This window comes from Duganella phyllosphaerae, assembly GCF_001758785.1.
GTDB lineage: Bacteria > Pseudomonadota > Gammaproteobacteria > Burkholderiales > Burkholderiaceae_D > Rugamonas > Rugamonas phyllosphaerae.
On the sequence record NZ_LROM01000090.1, the window covers coordinates 108,094 to 125,239 of the forward strand.

The 17,146-nt window shown below is 62.0% G+C and carries 19 protein-coding genes; 6 read left to right on the top strand and 13 right to left on the bottom strand.

The features are described 5' to 3' along the window. Positions 1-2: 2 nt before the first annotated feature. The 5 genes from DUPY_RS14395 to DUPY_RS14415 form a co-directional block, all read right to left on the bottom strand. Positions 3-665: a methyl-accepting chemotaxis protein gene (locus DUPY_RS14395; protein ID WP_070249083.1), complete on the bottom strand. Its 663-nt coding sequence runs from the start codon at positions 663-665 to the stop codon at positions 3-5. Continuing rightward, the gene (locus DUPY_RS14400) at positions 665-1,471 is read right to left on the bottom strand and encodes an ABC transporter ATP-binding protein (RefSeq protein ID WP_070249084.1); all 807 of its coding nucleotides are present in this window, start codon (positions 1,469-1,471) and stop codon (positions 665-667) included. Before DUPY_RS14400 ends, DUPY_RS14395 begins: the two co-directional genes overlap by 1 nt. 10 nt (positions 1,472-1,481) lie before the next feature. After that, positions 1,482-2,384 carry a nitrate ABC transporter permease gene (gene ntrB / locus DUPY_RS14405; RefSeq protein ID WP_070249085.1) on the bottom strand — a complete coding sequence of 301 codons (903 nt, stop codon included), beginning with the start codon at positions 2,382-2,384 and terminating at the stop codon, positions 1,482-1,484. Between the two features lie 39 nt (positions 2,385-2,423). Next, the gene (locus DUPY_RS14410; protein ID WP_070249086.1) at positions 2,424-3,596 is read right to left on the bottom strand and encodes a CmpA/NrtA family ABC transporter substrate-binding protein; all 1,173 of its coding nucleotides are present in this window, start codon (positions 3,594-3,596) and stop codon (positions 2,424-2,426) included. Positions 3,597-3,981: 385 nt separating this feature from the next. Then, a complete protein-coding gene (locus DUPY_RS14415) occupies positions 3,982-4,611 on the bottom strand; it encodes an ANTAR domain-containing response regulator (protein WP_070249087.1) in 630 nt (209 codons plus the stop codon). 249 nt (positions 4,612-4,860) lie between these two features. Here DUPY_RS14415 and relB point away from each other — a divergent pair, with 249 nt between their 5' ends. Beyond that, a complete protein-coding gene (gene relB / locus DUPY_RS27235) occupies positions 4,861-5,061 on the top strand; it encodes a type II toxin-antitoxin system RelB family antitoxin (protein ID WP_071651639.1) in 201 nt (66 codons plus the stop codon). A 7-nt stretch (positions 5,062-5,068) separates the two neighbouring features. Here the strand turns inward: relB and DUPY_RS29165 are convergent, their stop codons facing one another. Continuing rightward, complete coding sequence (locus DUPY_RS29165) at positions 5,069-5,299, bottom strand: hypothetical protein (protein WP_307188196.1); 231 nt, start codon at positions 5,297-5,299, stop codon at positions 5,069-5,071. Here DUPY_RS29165 and DUPY_RS29170 point away from each other — a divergent pair. Then, the gene (locus DUPY_RS29170) at positions 5,213-5,392 is read left to right on the top strand and encodes a type II toxin-antitoxin system RelE/ParE family toxin (RefSeq protein ID WP_307188195.1); all 180 of its coding nucleotides are present in this window, start codon (positions 5,213-5,215) and stop codon (positions 5,390-5,392) included. The two genes, DUPY_RS29165 and DUPY_RS29170, sit on opposite strands and share 87 nt — an antisense overlap. A 57-nt stretch (positions 5,393-5,449) precedes the next feature. On the opposite strand, the gene can is transcribed toward DUPY_RS29170, so the two are convergent. The 7 genes from can to DUPY_RS14455 all read right to left on the bottom strand — a co-directional run bounded on the left by can (position 5,450) and on the right by DUPY_RS14455 (position 14,146). Further along, positions 5,450-6,127 (bottom strand): carbonate dehydratase, encoded by a 678-nt coding sequence (gene can, locus DUPY_RS14425; protein ID WP_070249089.1) that lies wholly within the window; start codon positions 6,125-6,127, stop codon positions 5,450-5,452. Positions 6,128-6,216: 89 nt separating this feature from the next. Then, a complete protein-coding gene (gene dnaJ / locus DUPY_RS14430) occupies positions 6,217-7,347 on the bottom strand; it encodes a molecular chaperone DnaJ (protein ID WP_070249090.1) in 1,131 nt (376 codons plus the stop codon). Positions 7,348-7,539: 192 nt separating this feature from the next. Continuing rightward, positions 7,540-9,498, bottom strand: a complete 1,959-nt coding sequence (dnaK, locus tag DUPY_RS14435; protein ID WP_070249091.1) for a molecular chaperone DnaK — start codon at positions 9,496-9,498, stop codon at positions 7,540-7,542. 68 nt (positions 9,499-9,566) lie between these two features. Beyond that, entirely contained in the window at positions 9,567-10,112 is a 546-nt protein-coding gene (gene grpE / locus DUPY_RS14440) for a nucleotide exchange factor GrpE (protein WP_070249092.1), read from the bottom strand. A 260-nt stretch (positions 10,113-10,372) separates the two neighbouring features. After that, entirely contained in the window at positions 10,373-11,482 is a 1,110-nt protein-coding gene (gene hemH, locus DUPY_RS14445; protein ID WP_070249093.1) for a ferrochelatase, read from the bottom strand. 77 nt (positions 11,483-11,559) lie between these two features. Then, positions 11,560-13,206 (bottom strand): DNA repair protein RecN, encoded by a 1,647-nt coding sequence (recN, locus tag DUPY_RS14450; RefSeq protein WP_070249094.1) that lies wholly within the window; start codon positions 13,204-13,206, stop codon positions 11,560-11,562. A gap of 31 nt (positions 13,207-13,237) precedes the next feature. Further along, on the bottom strand, positions 13,238-14,146 hold the full coding sequence (locus DUPY_RS14455) for an NAD kinase (RefSeq protein WP_070249095.1): 909 nt from the start codon (positions 14,144-14,146) through the stop codon (positions 13,238-13,240). Positions 14,147-14,403: 257 nt separating this feature from the next. Here DUPY_RS14455 and DUPY_RS14460 point away from each other — a divergent pair, with 257 nt between their 5' ends. The 4 genes from DUPY_RS14460 (at position 14,404) to gloA (ending at position 17,042) form a co-directional block, all read left to right on the top strand. Beyond that, positions 14,404-14,658 (top strand): hypothetical protein, encoded by a 255-nt coding sequence (locus tag DUPY_RS14460; RefSeq protein WP_070249096.1) that lies wholly within the window; start codon positions 14,404-14,406, stop codon positions 14,656-14,658. A 7-nt stretch (positions 14,659-14,665) separates the two neighbouring features. After that, positions 14,666-16,015 carry a PQQ-dependent sugar dehydrogenase gene (locus DUPY_RS14465; RefSeq protein ID WP_141749546.1) on the top strand — a complete coding sequence of 450 codons (1,350 nt, stop codon included), beginning with the start codon at positions 14,666-14,668 and terminating at the stop codon, positions 16,013-16,015. 23 nt (positions 16,016-16,038) lie between these two features. Continuing rightward, the gene (locus DUPY_RS14470) at positions 16,039-16,470 is read left to right on the top strand and encodes an OsmC family protein (protein ID WP_070249097.1); all 432 of its coding nucleotides are present in this window, start codon (positions 16,039-16,041) and stop codon (positions 16,468-16,470) included. 164 nt (positions 16,471-16,634) lie between these two features. After that, positions 16,635-17,042, top strand: a complete 408-nt coding sequence (gene gloA, locus DUPY_RS14475; RefSeq protein WP_071651640.1) for a lactoylglutathione lyase — start codon at positions 16,635-16,637, stop codon at positions 17,040-17,042. Positions 17,043-17,146: the final 104 nt, after the last annotated feature.

Here is a 17,146-nt window from a genome sequence, read left to right on the forward strand (position 1 = left end):
CGTCAGGCTGCTGCGGCCAGCGCGGTAGTGACCATCTGGTCGATTTCGTCGGTGATCCCGGACAGCACGCCCGCCACCACCGCAAACTCGCGCCCGGCCTGCCCGGCGCGCGCCGCCACCACGCGCGCATTGAAGGCCACCATGCGCGCCTGCTTGTTGATCTTCTCGATATCGGTGATCACGCCGCGCAGCTGCTTTTTCATCAGCCGCGCGTGCAGCTTGGCCTGTTCCTCGTACACGGCGGTGATCTGGTTGAGGATGGCCAGCGTGGGCGTGGTCAGGCGCACCAGTTCGGCCAGCAGGCTGGCTGCCGCGCCACTGCCGTGGGAGATGGCGGCCAGGGTGCGGTCGGCCTGCTCGGCAAAGGCGGCGATCTCGCGGTCGCCGGCCAGCTTGCCGAAATATGCCTCGCGCAGTTCGGCGCAAAACACGCCGGGCAAGCCGTCGGCGTCAGTCAGCAGCGCCTTGTGGGCGCCCCGGAACAGGCCCAGCGCCTCGCGCGCAATCGCTACCGCATCGTCCTGGCCTTGCGAAGCCAGCACCGCGTACAGCACGATGCGCTGCGACGTGAAGCGGCGCCGGCCCGACAGGTTGATCATGGCGCCGAACACTTCGCCCGACAGCGCCTTGGCCTCGTTTTCCAGATGGCGCGTATTCATGTCCATCAAGCCGCATCCTTGGCCGGGTGCGCCTGTTTGCGGTACAGAAACTCCAGCACGGCGGTGCGGTACGCCATGTAGCGCGCGTCCTGCGCCAGCGCCACGCGGTCGCGCGGACGCTCGATCTGTACGTCGACGATCTCACCGATGGTGGCGGCCGGGCCGTTGGTCAGCATGACGATGCGGTCCGACAGCAGTACCGCCTCATCGACGTCGTGGGTCACCATCACCACGGTGGACCTGGTGGCGGCGACGATCTTGAGCAGCTCGTCCTGCAGGTGGGCACGGGTCAACGCGTCGAGCGCGCCGAACGGCTCGTCCATCAACAGCACTTTCGGTTCCATCGCCAGCGCCCGGGCGATGCCCACGCGCTGCTTCATGCCGCCCGAGATTTCGTTGGGACGCTTGGTTTCGGCAGCGGTCAAACCGACCAGCGCCAGCGCCGCCATGGTGCGCTCACGCAGTTGCGCTTTCGAGTCGGTTTTGCCGAACACGCGCTCCACGCCCAGGTGGATGTTTTCGTAACAGGTCAGCCACGGCAGCAGCGAGTGGTTCTGGAACACCACCGAGCGCTCGGGCGACGGCCCGGCGATCTCGCGGTTGGCGCACAGCAGCACGCCATCGGTCGGGCGGGTCAAGCCGGCGATCAGGTTGAGCAGGGTCGACTTGCCGCAGCCCGAGTGGCCGATCAGGGTGATGAACTCGCCCTTGGCGACGGTGAGGTCGATCTCGCGCAGCGCGTGGAAGACACCCTTTCTGGTGTGGAACACCATCTCCACGCCCTCGATATCAATAAACCTGGAATCGTCCATGACATGCTCCTTAGTTCGACACTTGTTCGTAGGTGAAGGCACGGGCCAGCGCCATCAGCGCTTGTTCCAGCAGCAGGCCGACGAAGCCGATGGCCACGATGGCGATGATGATGTGCGGGACATTGAGGTTGTTCCACTCGTCCCACACCCAGAAGCCGATGCCCACGCCGCCGGTCAGCATTTCAGCCGCGACGATCACCAGCCACGCGGTACCGATCGACAGGCGTACGCCGGTCAGCACGTACGGCAGCGCCGATGGCAGCAGGATCTTGGTCAGGATCTTCCACTCGGACAGGTTGAGTACGCGCGCCACGTTCATGTAATCCTGCGGCACGCGCTGCACGCCCACGGCGGTGTTGATGATCATCGGCCAGATCGAGCAAATGAAGATCGACCAGATCGCCGCCGGGTTGGCCGACTGGAACACCAGCAGACCGATCGGCAGCCAGGCCAGCGGCGACACCGGTTTGAGCAAACTGATGATGGGGCTGAACATGGCGCTGACAAACTTCACGCGGCCGATGACAAAACCCAGCGGGATGCCCACCAGCGCGGCCAGGCCGAAGCCCACTGCCACCCGCTGCAACGACGCCAGCAGGTTCCAGCCGATGCCCTGGTCATTCGGGCTGTTGCGATAAAACGGATCGGAAAACATTTTTACCGCTTCGTGGAACGTCACCAGCGGCGTCGGGAAGGTGGCGTTCTTGATGGTGATGAGCTGCCAGATCAGCACCAGCAAGGCCGCGCCCACCAGCGGCGCGACAATTTTCATGGCAGTGGCAGAGAGCTGCTGGCGCACGCGCGAGCTGGAGTTGGCAGCCAGCGGGCGGCGCGGGCGGCGCGCCGGTTTTTCTGTAGCGATAACTTCTGTGTCTGGCGGCTGGGCGCTGCCGGGTTGGAGCATGGCGTTCATGGCTTTCCTTTGGAGGACGATGAATCGGACTTACTGCAACTAGGCTTTGATCTTGAACGAGGCGGCAAACGCCTTCGGGTCCTTGCCATCCCATACCGCGCCATCCATCAGCTTCGAGGTGCGCAGCGGGCTTTTCGGCACCGGCGTCTTGGTCATCGCGGCCGCATCCTTGTACAGGTCGATCTGGTTGACCTTGGTGGCCACGGCCAGGTAGTCCGGGTCGTCCTTGAGCAGGCCCCAGCGGCGGTGCTGGGTCATGAACCACATGCCGTCCGACAGGTACGGGAAGTTCACCAGGCCGTCGTTGTAGAACTTCATGTGATTCGGATCGTCCCAGGTCTTGCCCAGGCCATTCTGGTAGCGGCCCAGGATGCGCTGGTCGATCGCGTCCTTGCTGGTGTTGACATACGACTTGTCGGCGATCACTTCGGCCATCTTGTTCTTGTTGGCCAGCGAGGCGTCGATCCACTTGCTCGCATCCAGGATGGCAGCCATCATGGCGCGGCAGGTGTTCGGATATTTTTTGGCAAATTCCAGGGTGGAGCCCAGCACTTTTTCCGGGTGGTCCTTCCAGATGTCCTGGGTGGTGGTGGCGGTGATGCCGATGCCGTCCATGATGGCGCGGTGGTTCCATGGCTCGCCCACGCAGAAGCCGTCCATGTTACCGACGCGCATATTGGCCACCATTTGCGGCGGCGGCACCGTGATCACTTTGGCGTCCTTCATCGGGTTGATGCCGTTGGCCGCCATCCAGTAGTACAACCACATGGCGTGGGTGCCGGTCGGGAACGTCTGGGCGAACGTGTATTCGCGCTTGTCGGTGCGCATCAGCTTGGCCAGGCTGGCGCCATCGACGGCGCCCTTGTCGGCCAGCTTTTTCGACAGCGTGATGGCCTGGCCGTTGTTGTTCAGGCCCATCAGCACCGCCATGTCCTTCTTCTGGCCGCCAATGCCCATCTGCACGCCGTACAGCAGGCCGTACAGCACGTGGGCGGCATCGAGGTCGCCATTGGACAGCTTGTCGCGCACGCCGGCCCACGAGGCTTCCTTGCTCAGCACGAATTTCACGCCGTACTTCTTGTCGAAGCCCAGCACCGACGCCATCACCACCGACGCGCAGTCGGTCAGTGGAATGAAGCCGATCTTGACTTCCTCTTTCTCCGGCTTGTCCGAACCCGCCGCCCATACACCATTTGTTGCCAGACCCAACATGCTTCCTCCTGCGACCAGACTTGCGCCATGAATGATTTTCCTGCGCGTGACATTAACGTCGGCCGGGGTCGGTGGCAAGGCGTTGTCGGCGTTTTTTGGTGTTTCTTTCATGGCGTTCCCTTAGTAGTCAGCAAAACCGTTGGACCAACGAAAAACGCCTACCCCCGCGAACGCATTCGCGTGATGGTAGACGTCGTTGTCTTGTGACCCTCACCGCCGTTGGCGAGGTTCAGCAGCGCAGCGTTGCGCTTGGCTTTACTGTATGCAATGTCTGTGCCAGCCGGCTGTCACAGGAGAGAGGATGAGGAATTAGCGGCAACGCACCGCATCCGCGCACCGTTGGTGAGCACGCGCCTCATTTTGGACGCGAAAAACAAAATAAAGATTATCCGAGCAGATCTTCCACATCCAGAATACGCTGTGCGACTTCGGAGAGCTTGAGGTTCTTGCTCATGGCCATGCTGCGCAGCTTCTGGTACGCCTGCTCTTCGGTAAAGCGCTGGCGCTCCATCAGCAGGCCCTTGGCGCGCTCGATGACCTTGCGCTCGGCCAGCTTGCTCTTGGTATCGGACAATTCGTCGAGCAGCTTCTGCTCGCGCTTGAAACGCGCGAGCGCCACGTTCAGTACCGGCTTGATGCGGTCGCTCTGCAGCCCGGCCACGATGTACGCCGATACGCCGGCAGCGACAGCGGCCTCCATGCTGGCGGTGTCGTCGCTTTCGGTAAACATCACGATCGGCCGGCGCTCGTCGCGGGTGGCAATCACGATGTGCTCGAGCACGTCGCGCGCATCGGACTCGGCATCGACGATGATCATGTCCGGCTGCAACTGGGCGATACGATCCGGCAAAAACATGTCCGGCGGCAGCGAGGCGACGATATCGTAGCCAGCCTCGAGCAGCCCAATCCGCAGTATCCGCGCCCGTTCGACCTGGGCGTGCACGGCCTCGTCATCCTCGCTGCCGGGATGCATGAGGGCGTTGACGACAACAATGCGCAGGTTACGCGTGGTCATGGAAAGTGGCGGCGGGTTGGTCTCGAGCCCTTGGGCAAGCAAGAACCAAACCAGTGGAGTTGATGATCATGCGCAGATTCTAAGGCACAACACCAAATTTTTGCCAGTTTATCAGGGCTGCTGTCGATTTAATGCGACCATGTCCTCACCCGAGCCGTGACGTTGCGGGTCTCAGCGCTTTATCGACTAAAGATGTTGGAAAAGCTGCGTGGCGCCCTTTGTATTCCAATATCGTGTAACCTTAACTCTATGAATGCCATCCTCTCACCCATAGAATCAGAATTTGCTACCGCTGAAGAAGCGGCGGCCTACGATCTATGGTTCCGCGCCAAAGTTCAGGAATCGCTGGACGACCCACGCCCGAGTATTCCGCATGACGAAGTAATGGCGCAGATGCGAGCCATCTTGGCGTCGAAGAAGAACGATTCAGGGACGAAGAGCTCATCCTGAAGCCAGACTAAATACAGCTTGGCTGTACCGTAGTTTCTGGAGGATTAATGCTTCCCGTCCAATGGCTTGCCAACGCCAGCAACAACCTTTCACCATCATCGAGTTCATCGCCGAGCGCAATGAAACCGCCGCTGCCGATCTGCTTGATGATATCGAGCGCGCCGCCTCCCAGCTCCCGCAACATCCTTACCTGTACCGACCCGGCAGGGTGGCAGGCACGCGTGAAATCGTGGGGCATCCTAACTATGTCGTGGTGTATCGCATCCAACCGCACGTAATTGAAATTATTGCAGTGCTACACTCCCGACAACAATATCCAGCCGCCCCCTGATAAAGCAAAAAGGGAAGCGCAAGCGCTTCCCTCTTCGATATTGCCGTCACCGCTAGTTTACGCAGCAACCGCCTCGTACCGCGCCAGCGACTGCTCCACGCGCGGCGCCAGCTCTGCCAGCGACGACACGCTCATGCCCAGTTCCTGCAACTGGCCGTCCTGGATGCCGTACACCCAGCCGTGCACGGTCAGTTCCTGGCCGCGGTCCCAGGCGTCCTGCACGATGGTCGTGCGGCAGACGTTGGAAACCTGCTCGATCACGTTCAGTTCCACCAGGCGCTCCGAGCGGCGCTGTTCGTTGAGCACGGTGCCCATGTAGCGCTCGTGCTTCTGGTGCACGTCGTGGACGTGGCGCAGCCAGTTGTCGACCAGGCCCACGCGGGTGCCGGTCATGGCTGCGTGCACGCCCTTGCAGCCGAAGTGACCCACCACGATCACGTGCTTGACCTTGAGGATGTCGATGGCGAATTGCAGCACCGACAGGCAGTTCAGGTCCGAGTGCACCACCACGTTGGCGATATTGCGGTGAACGAACACGTCGCCCGGCGCCAGGCCCAGCAGCTCATTTGCCGGCACCCGGCTGTCCGAGCAACCGATCCACAGGTACTCTGGCGCAGCCTGGTTGGCCAGGCGGTTGAAGAAATCGGGATCGCGCTCAACTTCCGAGGCGGCCCAGCGCCGGTTGTTTTCCAGCAGGCCACGCAGGGGGGAAGTGCTCTGTTCCAGGTCGTTCATGATGTCCTCTCGTACATAAAGAGACCGCCGGTCCACCCACAATGGGCGGCGCGGCGGTCAGATCTTACCGGTGCTGCATGACGTGACAGTTACTCGAAGAAATCTTTCACCTTGTCGCGCCAGGTCTTGGTCTGCGGGCTGTGCTTGTTGCCGCCTTCGGTGGTCGACTTTTCGAACTCGCGCAACAGGTCTTTTTGCTTCTCGGTCAGCTTGACCGGGGTTTCGACCGCCACGTGGCAGAACAGGTCGCCCGCGAAACCGGAGCGCACGCCCTTGATGCCCTTGCCTTTCAGGCGGAAGGTCTTGCCCGACTGGGTGCCTTCGGGAATCGTAAACGACACTTTACCAGACAAGGTCGGCACTTCGATTTCGCCACCCAAGGCTGCCTTGGTAAACGAGATCGGCATTTCGCAATGCAGGTCGTCGCCTTCGCGCTGGAACACCGCGTGCGGCTTGATGTGGATTTCCACGTACAGGTCGCCCGATGGTCCGCCATTGGTGCCCGGTTCGCCGTTGCCGGACGAGCGGATGCGCATGCCGTTGTCGATACCGACCGGAATTTTCACTTCCAGGGTCTTGTTGCGCTTGATGCGGCCCTGGCCCGAGCATGCCGGGCATGGTTCCGGGATGATCTTGCCGGTGCCGTGGCACTTGGGGCAGGTCTGCTGGATGCTGAAGAAACCCTGCTGCATGCGTACCTGACCGTGGCCGGCGCAGGTGGTGCAGGTGACCGGCGCCGTGCCGGGCTTGGCGCCGCTGCCGTGGCAGGTGTCGCACTTGTCCCAGGACGGTACGCGGATGGTCGTATCGAAGCCATGCGCCGCTTGTTCCAGCGTGATCTCGAGGTTGTAGCGCAAGTCGGCGCCACGGTACACCTGCGGACCGGCGCTGCGGCCGCGCCCTGCGCCGCCACCGAAGATGTCGCCGAAGATGTCGCCAAAGGCGTCGCCGAAACCGCCGGCGCCCCCACCGAAGCCGCCACCGCCATTGTTCGGATCGACGCCGGCGTGACCGTAACGGTCATACGCCTCGCGCTTGTCCGGATTGGTCAGCATCTCGTAGGCTTCCTTGACTTCCTTGAACTTGCCTTCCGCCTCGTCGTCATCGGGGTTGCGGTCGGGATGGTATTTCATGGCCAGCTTGCGGTAGGCCTTCTTGATTTCGTCTTCCGACGCGTTTTTTGCGACACCGAGTGTCTCGTAGAAATCACGCTTTGCCATATTGGTCGGGACCTTGCTGTATTAAATATTCGGTAGTGATGATGCTAAAAAGCCGAGCCGGCAGCGTTGGGGACGCCCGCTCGGCTCGGCGGAATGCTGGCGGTGCGGGATGAACCCGCGCCTGCTGCGCCGTCATCCTCGCTTTCGCGGGGATGACGGTGCTACTGCTACTTGCTACGGTTGCTGCAACAATTACTTGTTGTCTTTGACTTCTTTGAAGTCGGCATCGACCACGTCGTCCTGTGGCTTGGCTTGCTCGGCGCCTGGGGCACCTTGCGCGCCCGCACCGGCACCAGCAGCACCCTCGCCGCCAGCTGCCTGCTGCGCCTGCATGTCGGCGTACATCTTCTCGCCCAGCTTCTGCGAAGCGGTGGTCAGGGCGGCCACTTTGGCGTCGATGTCGGCCTTGTCGCCCGATTTGATCGAACCTTCGAGGTCGGTGATCGAAGCTTCGATCGCTTCCTTCTCCGACGCTTCCAGCTTGTCGCCGTATTCGGTCAGCGATTTGCGGGTCGAGTGCACCAGGGCATCAGCCTGGTTGCGCGATTCGGCCAGTTCTTTCACTTTCTTGTCTTCTTCGGCGTTGAGCTCGGCGTCCTTCACCATTTTCTGGATTTCCGCTTCGGTCAGACCGGAGTTGGCCTTGATCGTGATCTTGTTCTCTTTGCCGGTGGCCTTGTCCTTGGCGCCCACGTGCAGAATACCGTTGGCGTCGATGTCGAAGGTCACTTCGATCTGTGGCGTACCGCGCGATGCTGGCGGGATGCCTTCCAGATTGAATTCGCCCAGGCCCTTGTTACCGGCCGCGATTTCGCGCTCACCCTGGTAGACCTTGATGGTCACGGCAGGCTGGTTGTCGTCGGCGGTCGAGAACACTTGCGAGAACTTGGTCGGAATCGTGGTGTTCTTGTGAATCATCTTGGTCATCACGCCACCCAGGGTTTCGATACCCAGCGACAGCGGCGTCACGTCCAGCAGCAGCAAGTCCTTGCGTTCGCCCGACAGGACCGAACCTTGAATTGCAGCGCCCACAGCCACGGCTTCGTCCGGGTTCACGTCCTTGCGTGGATCCTTGCCGAAGAACTCTTTCACTTTTTCCTGCACCTTCGGCATACGGGTCATACCGCCGACCAGGATGATGTCGTCGATGTCCGAGACTTTGACGCCGGCATCCTTGATGGCGATGCGGCATGGCTCGATGGTGGCGATGATCAGCTCTTCCACCAGCGATTCCAGCTTGGCGCGGGTCATTTTCAGGGTCAGGTGGACCGGCGCGCCGTTCGCCATGGCGATGTACGGCTCGTTGATTTCGGTCTGCTGCGACGACGACAGTTCGATCTTGGCGCGCTCGGCCGAAGCCTTGATGCGCTGCAGGGCGATCGGATCTTTTTTCAGGTCCAGGCCGTTGATCTTCTTGAATTCGTCGATGATGTAATCGATGATGCGCTGGTCGAAGTCTTCGCCGCCCAGGAAGGTGTCGCCGTTGGTGGCCAGCACTTCAAACTGCTTTTCACCGTCAACGTCGGCGATTTCGATGATCGAGACGTCGAACGTGCCGCCGCCCAGGTCATACACGGCGATCTTGCGGTCGCCCTTTTCGTTCTTGTCCAGGCCGAATGCCAGTGCGGCAGCGGTTGGCTCGTTGATGATGCGCTTGACGTCCAGGCCAGCGATACGGCCGGCGTCCTTGGTAGCCTGGCGCTGCGAGTCGTTGAAGTACGCTGGTACGGTAATGACCGCTTCGGTCACTTCTTCGCCCAGGTAGTCTTCAGCGGTTTTCTTCATCTTGCGCAGCACTTCAGCAGAAATCTGCTGTGGCGCCAGTTTCTTGTCGCGCACGCCGATCCACGCATCGCCGTTGTCGGCTTTGGTGATCGTGTAAGGCATCAGGCCGATGTCTTTCTGTACTTCTTTTTCGTCGAACTTGCGACCGATCAGGCGCTTGACCGCGAACAGGGTGTTCTTCGGGTTGGTCACCGCCTGGCGCTTGGCCGGGGAGCCGACGAGAATTTCACCATCTTCTTGATAAGCAATGATCGACGGCGTCGTACGTGCGCCTTCGGCGTTTTCGATTACCTTTGGCTGACCGTTTTCCATGACGGAAACGCAGGAATTCGTGGTTCCCAGATCGATACCGATAATTCTACCCATGATTTTCTTCCTCTTTGCTATGTTCTAGATGGTACTAATATGTGGAATTACTTTGTCTTTTCAAGTGCTTACTTTGCTTGCGCAGCAGTCACGATGGCCGGACGCAACAGGCGGTCGGCGATCATATAACCTTTTTGCAAGACAGCAACAACGGTATTGGCTTCCTGGTCCGCAGGCACCACGGCAACGGCCTGGTGCTTGTTCGGATCGAGCTTGTCGCCCTGCGCCGGCAGAATTTCCAGCAGGCGGTTTTTCTCGAACGCCGCGTTCAGTTGCTTGAGAGTCATTTCGACACCCTCTTTCAGCGATTCGAGCGTTGGCGCTTCGACCTTCAGCGCCATTTCCAGGCTGTCCTTGACCGGCACCATGGCTTCGGCGAAGCTTTCCACCGCAAATTTATGGGCCTTGGCCACGTCTTCCTGGGCGCGACGGCGCATGTTTTCGCAGTCGGCCTTGGCGCGCATGAACGCGTCGTGGGTTTCCGCCAGGCGCGCTTCGGTACTGGCCAGTTGCTCTTCGAGCGAAGATTGCTGGTCCGGAGTCGATGGCGCTGCAGGCTCGGCAGCGGCGGCAGTTTCTGGATTGGGTACGGCTTGATTTTCCTGATCTTGCATCTAAAGACTCCTACGATCGTATTTGTTTGATAAGGCGTTTATCACTGCACTGGCCATAAATGGAGCGCTATCGCCGTATTTCAAGGGGGTAGCGCAAGGTTGGCGCCAGCAGTGACGATGTAGCAAGCTGGGTATTTTAACAGGCTGGCACTCACCACCGGCAAGTGCTGATTATCGAAAAGTAGCAAGTACCCCACACTGCTTGGGGTCGGACCCCGAACCGGGGTCCGACCCCGGCCTTTCGCGCGCCAGCGGGCTTGTCAGTCGGCGGCACCGCGCGCCAGGGCTGCGGCGCGGCCCACTTCGGCATCCTTGCGGCGCGCCTCGTGCTCGGACGGACCGGCCTGGGTTGGCCAGCCGATCATGTGGTGCTCGGCAATTTCGGCCAGCGCCGAGATCCACTTGCGCGAGTCGTTCAGGCACGGGATGTAATGGAACTCGCGTCCGCCGTTCTGCTCGAAGTCGTGGCGCACTTCCATCGAGATTTCTTCCAGCGTCTCCAGGCAATCGCTGGTAAAGCCGGGGCACAGCACATCGATGCGGCGGACGCCGTCGCGCGCCAGCTGCGCCACCGTGGGCGCGGTGTACGGCTGCAGCCACTCGGCCTTGCCGAAGCGCGACTGGAAGGTCACGATATATTGTTCCGGCTTCAGACGCAGCGCGGTGGCCAGCAACCGCGCGGTCTTTAAGCATTCGCAGTGGTACGGATCGCCCAGCATCAGCGTGCGTTTCGGCACGCCGTGAAAACTGAGCACCAGCTTTTCCGGCCGGCCATGTTGATCCCAGTGCGCCAGCACCGAGTCGCGCAGCGCGTGGATATAGCCTTCGTCATCGTGGTAGTTGCGCACGAAGCGCAGTTCGGGAATATTGCGCACCGAGCCGTAGTGCTTGAACACGGCGTCGTAGATCGAGCCGGTGGTGGTGCCCGAGTATTGTGGGTAGGCAGGCAACACCAGGATGCGGTCGTGGCCGTCAGCCTTCAGCTTGTCGAGCACGTCCGGCAGCGACGGCGAACCGTAGCGCATGGCCATGGCCACGGTCAGGTCCTGGTGGCCACGGTCTTCCAGCGCGCCGATCAGCTTGCCCGCCTGGGCATCGGTATTGACTTTCAAAGGAGAACCTTCTGCGGTCCAGATGGTGGCGTATTTCTTGGCAGACTGGCTCGAGCGGAACGGCAGGATGATCAGGTTGAGGATGAACCACCACACCGCGCGCGGCACTTCCACCACGCGGCGGTCGGACAGGAATTCCCGCAAATAGCGCCGCACCGCCGAGGTGGTGGGCGCATCGGGCGTGCCGAGGTTGACCAGCACCACGGCGGTGCGGCCAACGGTGCCGTGTTTGTACGGTGGTTCTTTTTTGAATGTCATGTGGCAGGCGGCTATGAATTTGGATTAACCCGCCATTATAGATAAGAAACCGCGCAACCACCTGACACCACAACGGTTCACGACGCCAGCAACTCCCGCGCATGCTGGCGCGTGGTGGCGGTAATCTCGAGGCCGCCCAACATGCGCGCCACCTCCTCCACCCGTGCACCGGCATCGAGCACGTCGATGCGCGAGGCGGTCTTGCCGTTGGGAAGCGTGCGCTTGGCCACCTGGAAGTGCTGGCCGCCCTGGCTGGCCACCTGCGGCAAGTGAGTCACGCACAGCACCTGGCGCTCCTGGCCCAGCCGGCGCAGCAGGCGCCCCACCACCTCGGCCACGGCGCCGCCGATGCCGCTGTCGACCTCATCGAAAATCAGCGTGGGCGTGGTGGCGGCTTTCGAGGTGATCACGGAAATGGCCAGCGAAATACGCGCCAGCTCACCGCCGGACGCCACCTTGGCCAGCGGCCGCGCGGCCACGCCGGCGTGGCCGGCGACCAGGAATTCCACCTGCTCCACGCCGTGCACGCTGGGCTCGCACGGGTTGAGCGCGATATCGAAACGCCCGCCCGTCATGCTCAGTTCCTGCATCGCCTTGGTGACAGCGTCGGCCAACTGGCGGCCGGCGCGGGCGCGCACGGTGCTCAGTTTTTTCGCCATGTCGAGGTAGGCGTCCTTGAGCTTTTGCTCCTGCTTGCGCAGGCCTTCGATGTCGCTGGCGTCGGCCAGTTGCGCCAGGCGTTCGGCCTGTTTGGCGTGCTCTTCCGGCAGTTCTTCCTCGGTCACGCGGAACTTGCGCGCAGCCGAGTGGATCGCTTCCATGCGCGACTCCACCGCGCGCAGCCGCTCGGGATCGAGATCGACGCGGTCGAGATAATCGTTGATCGCGTACACCGCTTCCTGCAACTGGATGCGCGCCGGCTCGATCAGATCGACCACCGCCTGCAAGCCGGTATCGACCGCCGCCAGCTTGCCCAGTTTTTGATTCAGTGACGACAGCTGCGAGATGATCGGGTGCTCTTCCGCTTCGGACAGCATCGTCAACGCTTCCTGCGCGCCTTCGAGCAAACTGGCCGCGTGCGACAGGCGGCTTTGCTCGTTGGTCACCTCGGCCCACTCGCCCGGTTTCACGGCCAGCTTTTCCAGCTCGTTCACCTGCCATTCCAGCCGCTCGCGCTCGTACAACACGTTGGCGGCGTTGGTTTCGAATTCTTCCAGCTGCCTGGCCACCGCGCGCCAGGCTTTATAGGCGGCAGCCACGGCGCGGGTGTCGGCGCCAGCCTGGCCATCGAGCAGCGCGCGCTGGGCATCAGCCTTCATCAGCGACTGGTGGGCGTGCTGGCCGTGGATGTCCACCAGTAAATCGCCCAGCTCACGCAACTGGGCGGCAGTGGCTGCCACGCCGTTGATATAGGCTTTGCTGCGGCCGGCGTTGTCGATCACCCGGCGCAGCAGCGCGCCGCCCTCTTCCACTGCAAACTCGTGCGCCTGCAACCATTCGGCAGCCTGCGCGCTCGGGGAAAAATCGGCAGTGATGTCGGCCTTGGCCGCGCCTTCGCGCACCACGCTGGCGTCGCCGCGGCCGCCCAGGGCCAGGGTCAGCGCATCGATCAGGATCGATTTGCCGGCCCCGGTTTCGCCGGTGAAAACCGTAAAGCCTGCGGAAAATTCCAGTTCGATCGAATCGACGATAACGAAATCACGGATGGACAGGGTGCGGAGCATGGATGCCTGAAAGTGTGGTTGAACCGAGAGGTTAACTGAGTTTGCCTTCGCCCGACGGATACTCGTTCCAATGGAGTTTTTCGCGCAGGGTGTTGTAGTAGCTCCAGTTTTCCGGATGCAGGAAGTTGATCGTGTGCGGCGAGCGGCGGATCACGATCTGGTCTTGCGGCATCAGGCTGGCAAAGGTTTGCATGTCGAAGTTGACGCTGATATCGCGTCCGCGCACGATTTCCACCATGATCTCGCTCGACTCGGGCAGCACGATGGGCCGGTTGGACAGTGCGTGCGGCGCGATCGGCACCATCACGATGCCGCCCAGCGCCGGGTGCAGCAGCGGGCCGCCAGCCGACAGCGCATACGCGGTGGAGCCAGTCGCGGTGGAGATGATCAGGCCGTCGGAGCGCTGGTTGTACATGAACTGGTTGTCCACGTCCACGCGCAGCTCGACCATGCCGGCGCCGGCGCCGCGCGCCACCACCACGTCGTTGACGGCCAGGCCCAGGTGGATGCTGCGCCCTTCGCGCAGCACGCTGCCTTCGAGCAGGGTGCGGCGTTCGGCCTTGAAGCTGCCGCCGAGGATACGGCCAAGCGCGTCGAACATGCCTTCGAGCGGGATGTCGGTAATGAAGCCGAGCCGGCCCTGGTTGATGCCGATCAGCGGCACATTGAACGGCGCCAGCTGGCGGGCAATGCCGAGCATGGTGCCGTCGCCGCCCATGACGATGGCCAGATCGGCCTCGGCGCCGATCTCGGCGGCCGTCATCGAGCGGATGTCGGCAAAATGCGGCGCCAGGTCGAGCGCGGTTTGCTCCTCGAACACCACGGTGTAGCCGCCGGCGCGCAGAAAATCGACCACGCTGTCCACCGAGTCGGCGATGCCGTCGGTGTTCTTGCGCACGGCCAGTGCGATGGTGTGAAAGACGGCGTGCTTGGTAGTCATAAAAATCTCGGCAAAAGTTGGCGGCGGCGACACGCAGCAGAGTAACCGATTACGTCGGCTTCTGCCATCACCGGCCAACCCACGGCCCGCACCGGTTTGCTGTACATATGAACAGTATTTCGCGCAGTATAGTGTGCGCTTGCCCGGAGTGCAAGCATGCAACGCCCGCGCGCCAATAAGTTGTCAGGATTCAAGGTGGCGACTGCGGCCATGACAACTCGCTAATATCGTTGAAACAACGAATCAGGGAGAACACCATGCTCAAACAGGCCAACATCAATACCGAAGCCAAGGTCAAGGACGACGGCAAACCGCGCATGCCGCACGAGCGCGACGAGTCACCGGACGGTCACCAGCACAAGCAACGCACGATCATGGAACAAGCCGCCGCCGACGTCGAGAGCGGCATGGTCGATACCGACCGGCACAACAAGCCCGGCGTCGAACACGTCAAAAATCCCACCCCGCGCGAAGCCACCGCCAAGCCGCTGCCAGACACCAAACAGGACTAATCGAGCAATGAACAACAGCCTACGTAATGCCATCCTGATCCTGACCGCCGCTGCGGCGCCGGCTGCCGCACTGGCCCAGACACCGGCGCCGACTGCCCCTGGCGCTTACCCGGTCGGCTTCGGCCCCAACCCGGTGCTGCCCAAGCCCGACAAGTCCTTGATCCCCACCGTCAACGTGGCGCCGGTCGACCGCTGGACCGCGCAGGAAACCCCGCGCCCCGCCGCCGGCTTCACCGTCACCGCCTACGCGCGCGGACTCGACCATCCGCGCTGGATCTACACGCTGCCCAACGGCGACGTGCTGGTGGCCGAAACCAACGCCCCGCCCAAACCGGACGACAGCAAGGGCATCAAGGGCAAGATCATGCAGCACCAGATGAAAAAAGCCGGCGCAGTCACGCCGTCCGCCAACCGCATCACTTTGCTGCGCGGAGTCGATGCGAAGGGCGTGGCGCAAACCCGCACCGTGTTCCTGCAAGGCCTCAATTCGCCGTTCGGCATGGCGCTGGTCGGCAACAACCTGTACATCGCCAACAGCGACGCGCTGGTGCGCTTCCCGTACAAGGAAGGCGACACCAGCATCGCTGCCGCCGGCACCAAGGTCATGGACCTGCCGGCCGGTACCCGCAACCACCACTGGACCAAGAACGTCATCGCCAGCCCGGACGGCAAGTCGCTGTACGTTACCGTCGGCTCCAACAGCAATGTCGGCGAAAACGGCATGGAAGAGGAAGAAGGCCGCGCCGCCATCTGGCAGTTCGACATCGCCAGCGGCAAGGGCCGCCTGTTTGCTACCGGCCTGCGCAACCCGAACGGCATGGGCTTCGAGCCGCAAAGCAAGGCGCTGTGGACGGTCGTCAACGAACGTGACGAACTGGGCAACGACCTGGTGCCCGATTACATGACGTCGGTGCGCGATGGCGGCTTCTACGGCTGGCCGTACAGCTACTTCGGCCAGAACGTCGATACCCGCATCGAGCCGGCCAAGCCGGACCTGGTGGCCAAGGCCATCGCCCCCGACTACGCGCTGGGCGGCCATACGGCCTCGCTGGGCCTGGTGTTCTACGAAGGCAAATTGCTGCCGCAGGCTTACCAGGGCGGTGCCTTCATCGGCCAGCACGGCTCGTGGAACCGCAAGCCTTACAGCGGCTACAAGGTCGTGTATGTACCGTTCGCCAACGGCAAGCCGTCAGGTCCGCCGCAGGACTTCCTTACCGGTTTCCTCGACGCCAAGGGTAAAGCCCAGGGCCGCCCGGTGGGCGTGGCGGTGGATAAACCAGGCGCGGTGCTGGTGGCCGACGACGTGGGCAATATCATCTGGCGCGTGGCCCCTGCCGCGACAACCGCCAGCAAATAACCATTCAACCCAAGGAGAAACACATGAGCAGTCAACACAGCGGTTCGGCAGTCTGGAGCGGTGGCCTGAAAGACGGTATCGGCAGCATTTCCACCCAGACCGGGGTACTGAAGGAAGCGCCGTACGGCTTCAAGGCCCGTTTCGAAGACGGCCCCGGCACCAACCCGGAAGAACTGATCGGTGCCGCCCACGCGGGCTGCTACACGATGGCGCTTTCGGGCGTGCTGGGCGAAGCCGGCATGACCGCGCAAAAACTGGAAACCACGGCAGCCGTTACGCTCGACAAGGTCGATGGCGGCTTCGCCATCACCAAGGTGCACCTGACCCTGCTGGCCACCATCCCCGGCGCCGACCAGGCCAAGTTCGAGGAAGCGGCCAACAAGGCCAAGGTGAACTGCCCGGTTTCCAAGCTGTTGAACGCCGAAATCACCCTCGACGCCAAGCTCCAGGCGTAAGCGGTTGACAAACCCTGCATAGCGGCGTTGCAGGGCCTCGCCGTACATTCGTACTGTCTTCGTCCCTGCGCCTTGCTCTGCAAGGTTTGTCAACCGCTTCAAGCACTCAGCAGAGCTCGACCAAATCGCATAAAATCGCCGCTTGTTCATCACGAAAGACCACCATGCGAATCCTGCATACGATGTTGCGAGTCGGCGATCTTCAGCGTTCGATCGATTTTTACACCAAGGTGCTGGGCATGCAATTGCTGCGCACCAGCGACAACCCGGAATACAAATACAGGCTGGCGTTCCTCGGTTACGGCGCCAATCCGGACCATGCGGAGCTGGAATTGACGTACAACTACGGCACCACCAGCTATGACCTGGGCACCGCCTACGGCCATATCGCCATCTCGGCCGACGACATCTACGCCGCCGCAGCGGCAGTGCGCGCCAACGGCGGCGCGGTCACCCGCGAGCCGGGCCCGGTCAAGGGCGGCAACACGGTAATCGCGTTTGTCACCGATCCCGACGGCTACAAGATCGAACTGATCGAACGCCGGTTTGACGGCGCCGGCGCCGGGCTGTAATCGCCAACCCGCACGACTAAACAGGGGTCGGACCCCGCACGGGGTCCGACCCCAAGCACTTGGGGTCCGGCCCCATCACGCGAGATGGAAAAATGGCGGGCCAC

Excerpts from the sequence above, each read along its gene's own strand:
- DUPY_RS14395 (WP_070249083.1), bottom strand. The coding sequence starts at position 665 with ATGGACATGAATACGCGCCATCTGGAAAACGAGGCCAAGGCGCTGTCG.
- DUPY_RS14400 (WP_070249084.1), bottom strand. The coding sequence starts at position 1,471 with ATGGACGATTCCAGGTTTATTGATATCGAGGGCGTGGAGATGGTGTTC.
- ntrB (WP_070249085.1), bottom strand. The coding sequence starts at position 2,384 with ATGAACGCCATGCTCCAACCCGGCAGCGCCCAGCCGCCAGACACAGAA.
- DUPY_RS14410 (WP_070249086.1), bottom strand. The coding sequence starts at position 3,596 with ATGTTGGGTCTGGCAACAAATGGTGTATGGGCGGCGGGTTCGGACAAG.
- DUPY_RS14415 (WP_070249087.1), bottom strand. The coding sequence starts at position 4,611 with ATGACCACGCGTAACCTGCGCATTGTTGTCGTCAACGCCCTCATGCAT.
- relB (WP_071651639.1), top strand. The coding sequence starts at position 4,861 with ATGAATGCCATCCTCTCACCCATAGAATCAGAATTTGCTACCGCTGAA.
- DUPY_RS29165 (WP_307188196.1), bottom strand. The coding sequence starts at position 5,299 with ATGCCCCACGATTTCACGCGTGCCTGCCACCCTGCCGGGTCGGTACAG.
- can (WP_070249089.1), bottom strand. The coding sequence starts at position 6,127 with ATGAACGACCTGGAACAGAGCACTTCCCCCCTGCGTGGCCTGCTGGAA.
- dnaJ (WP_070249090.1), bottom strand. The coding sequence starts at position 7,347 with ATGGCAAAGCGTGATTTCTACGAGACACTCGGTGTCGCAAAAAACGCG.
- dnaK (WP_070249091.1), bottom strand. The coding sequence starts at position 9,498 with ATGGGTAGAATTATCGGTATCGATCTGGGAACCACGAATTCCTGCGTT.
- grpE (WP_070249092.1), bottom strand. The coding sequence starts at position 10,112 with ATGCAAGATCAGGAAAATCAAGCCGTACCCAATCCAGAAACTGCCGCC.
- hemH (WP_070249093.1), bottom strand. The coding sequence starts at position 11,482 with ATGACATTCAAAAAAGAACCACCGTACAAACACGGCACCGTTGGCCGC.
- recN (WP_070249094.1), bottom strand. The coding sequence starts at position 13,206 with ATGCTCCGCACCCTGTCCATCCGTGATTTCGTTATCGTCGATTCGATC.
- DUPY_RS14455 (WP_070249095.1), bottom strand. The coding sequence starts at position 14,146 with ATGACTACCAAGCACGCCGTCTTTCACACCATCGCACTGGCCGTGCGC.
- DUPY_RS14460 (WP_070249096.1), top strand. The coding sequence starts at position 14,404 with ATGCTCAAACAGGCCAACATCAATACCGAAGCCAAGGTCAAGGACGAC.
- DUPY_RS14465 (WP_141749546.1), top strand. The coding sequence starts at position 14,666 with ATGAACAACAGCCTACGTAATGCCATCCTGATCCTGACCGCCGCTGCG.
- DUPY_RS14470 (WP_070249097.1), top strand. The coding sequence starts at position 16,039 with ATGAGCAGTCAACACAGCGGTTCGGCAGTCTGGAGCGGTGGCCTGAAA.
- gloA (WP_071651640.1), top strand. The coding sequence starts at position 16,635 with ATGCGAATCCTGCATACGATGTTGCGAGTCGGCGATCTTCAGCGTTCG.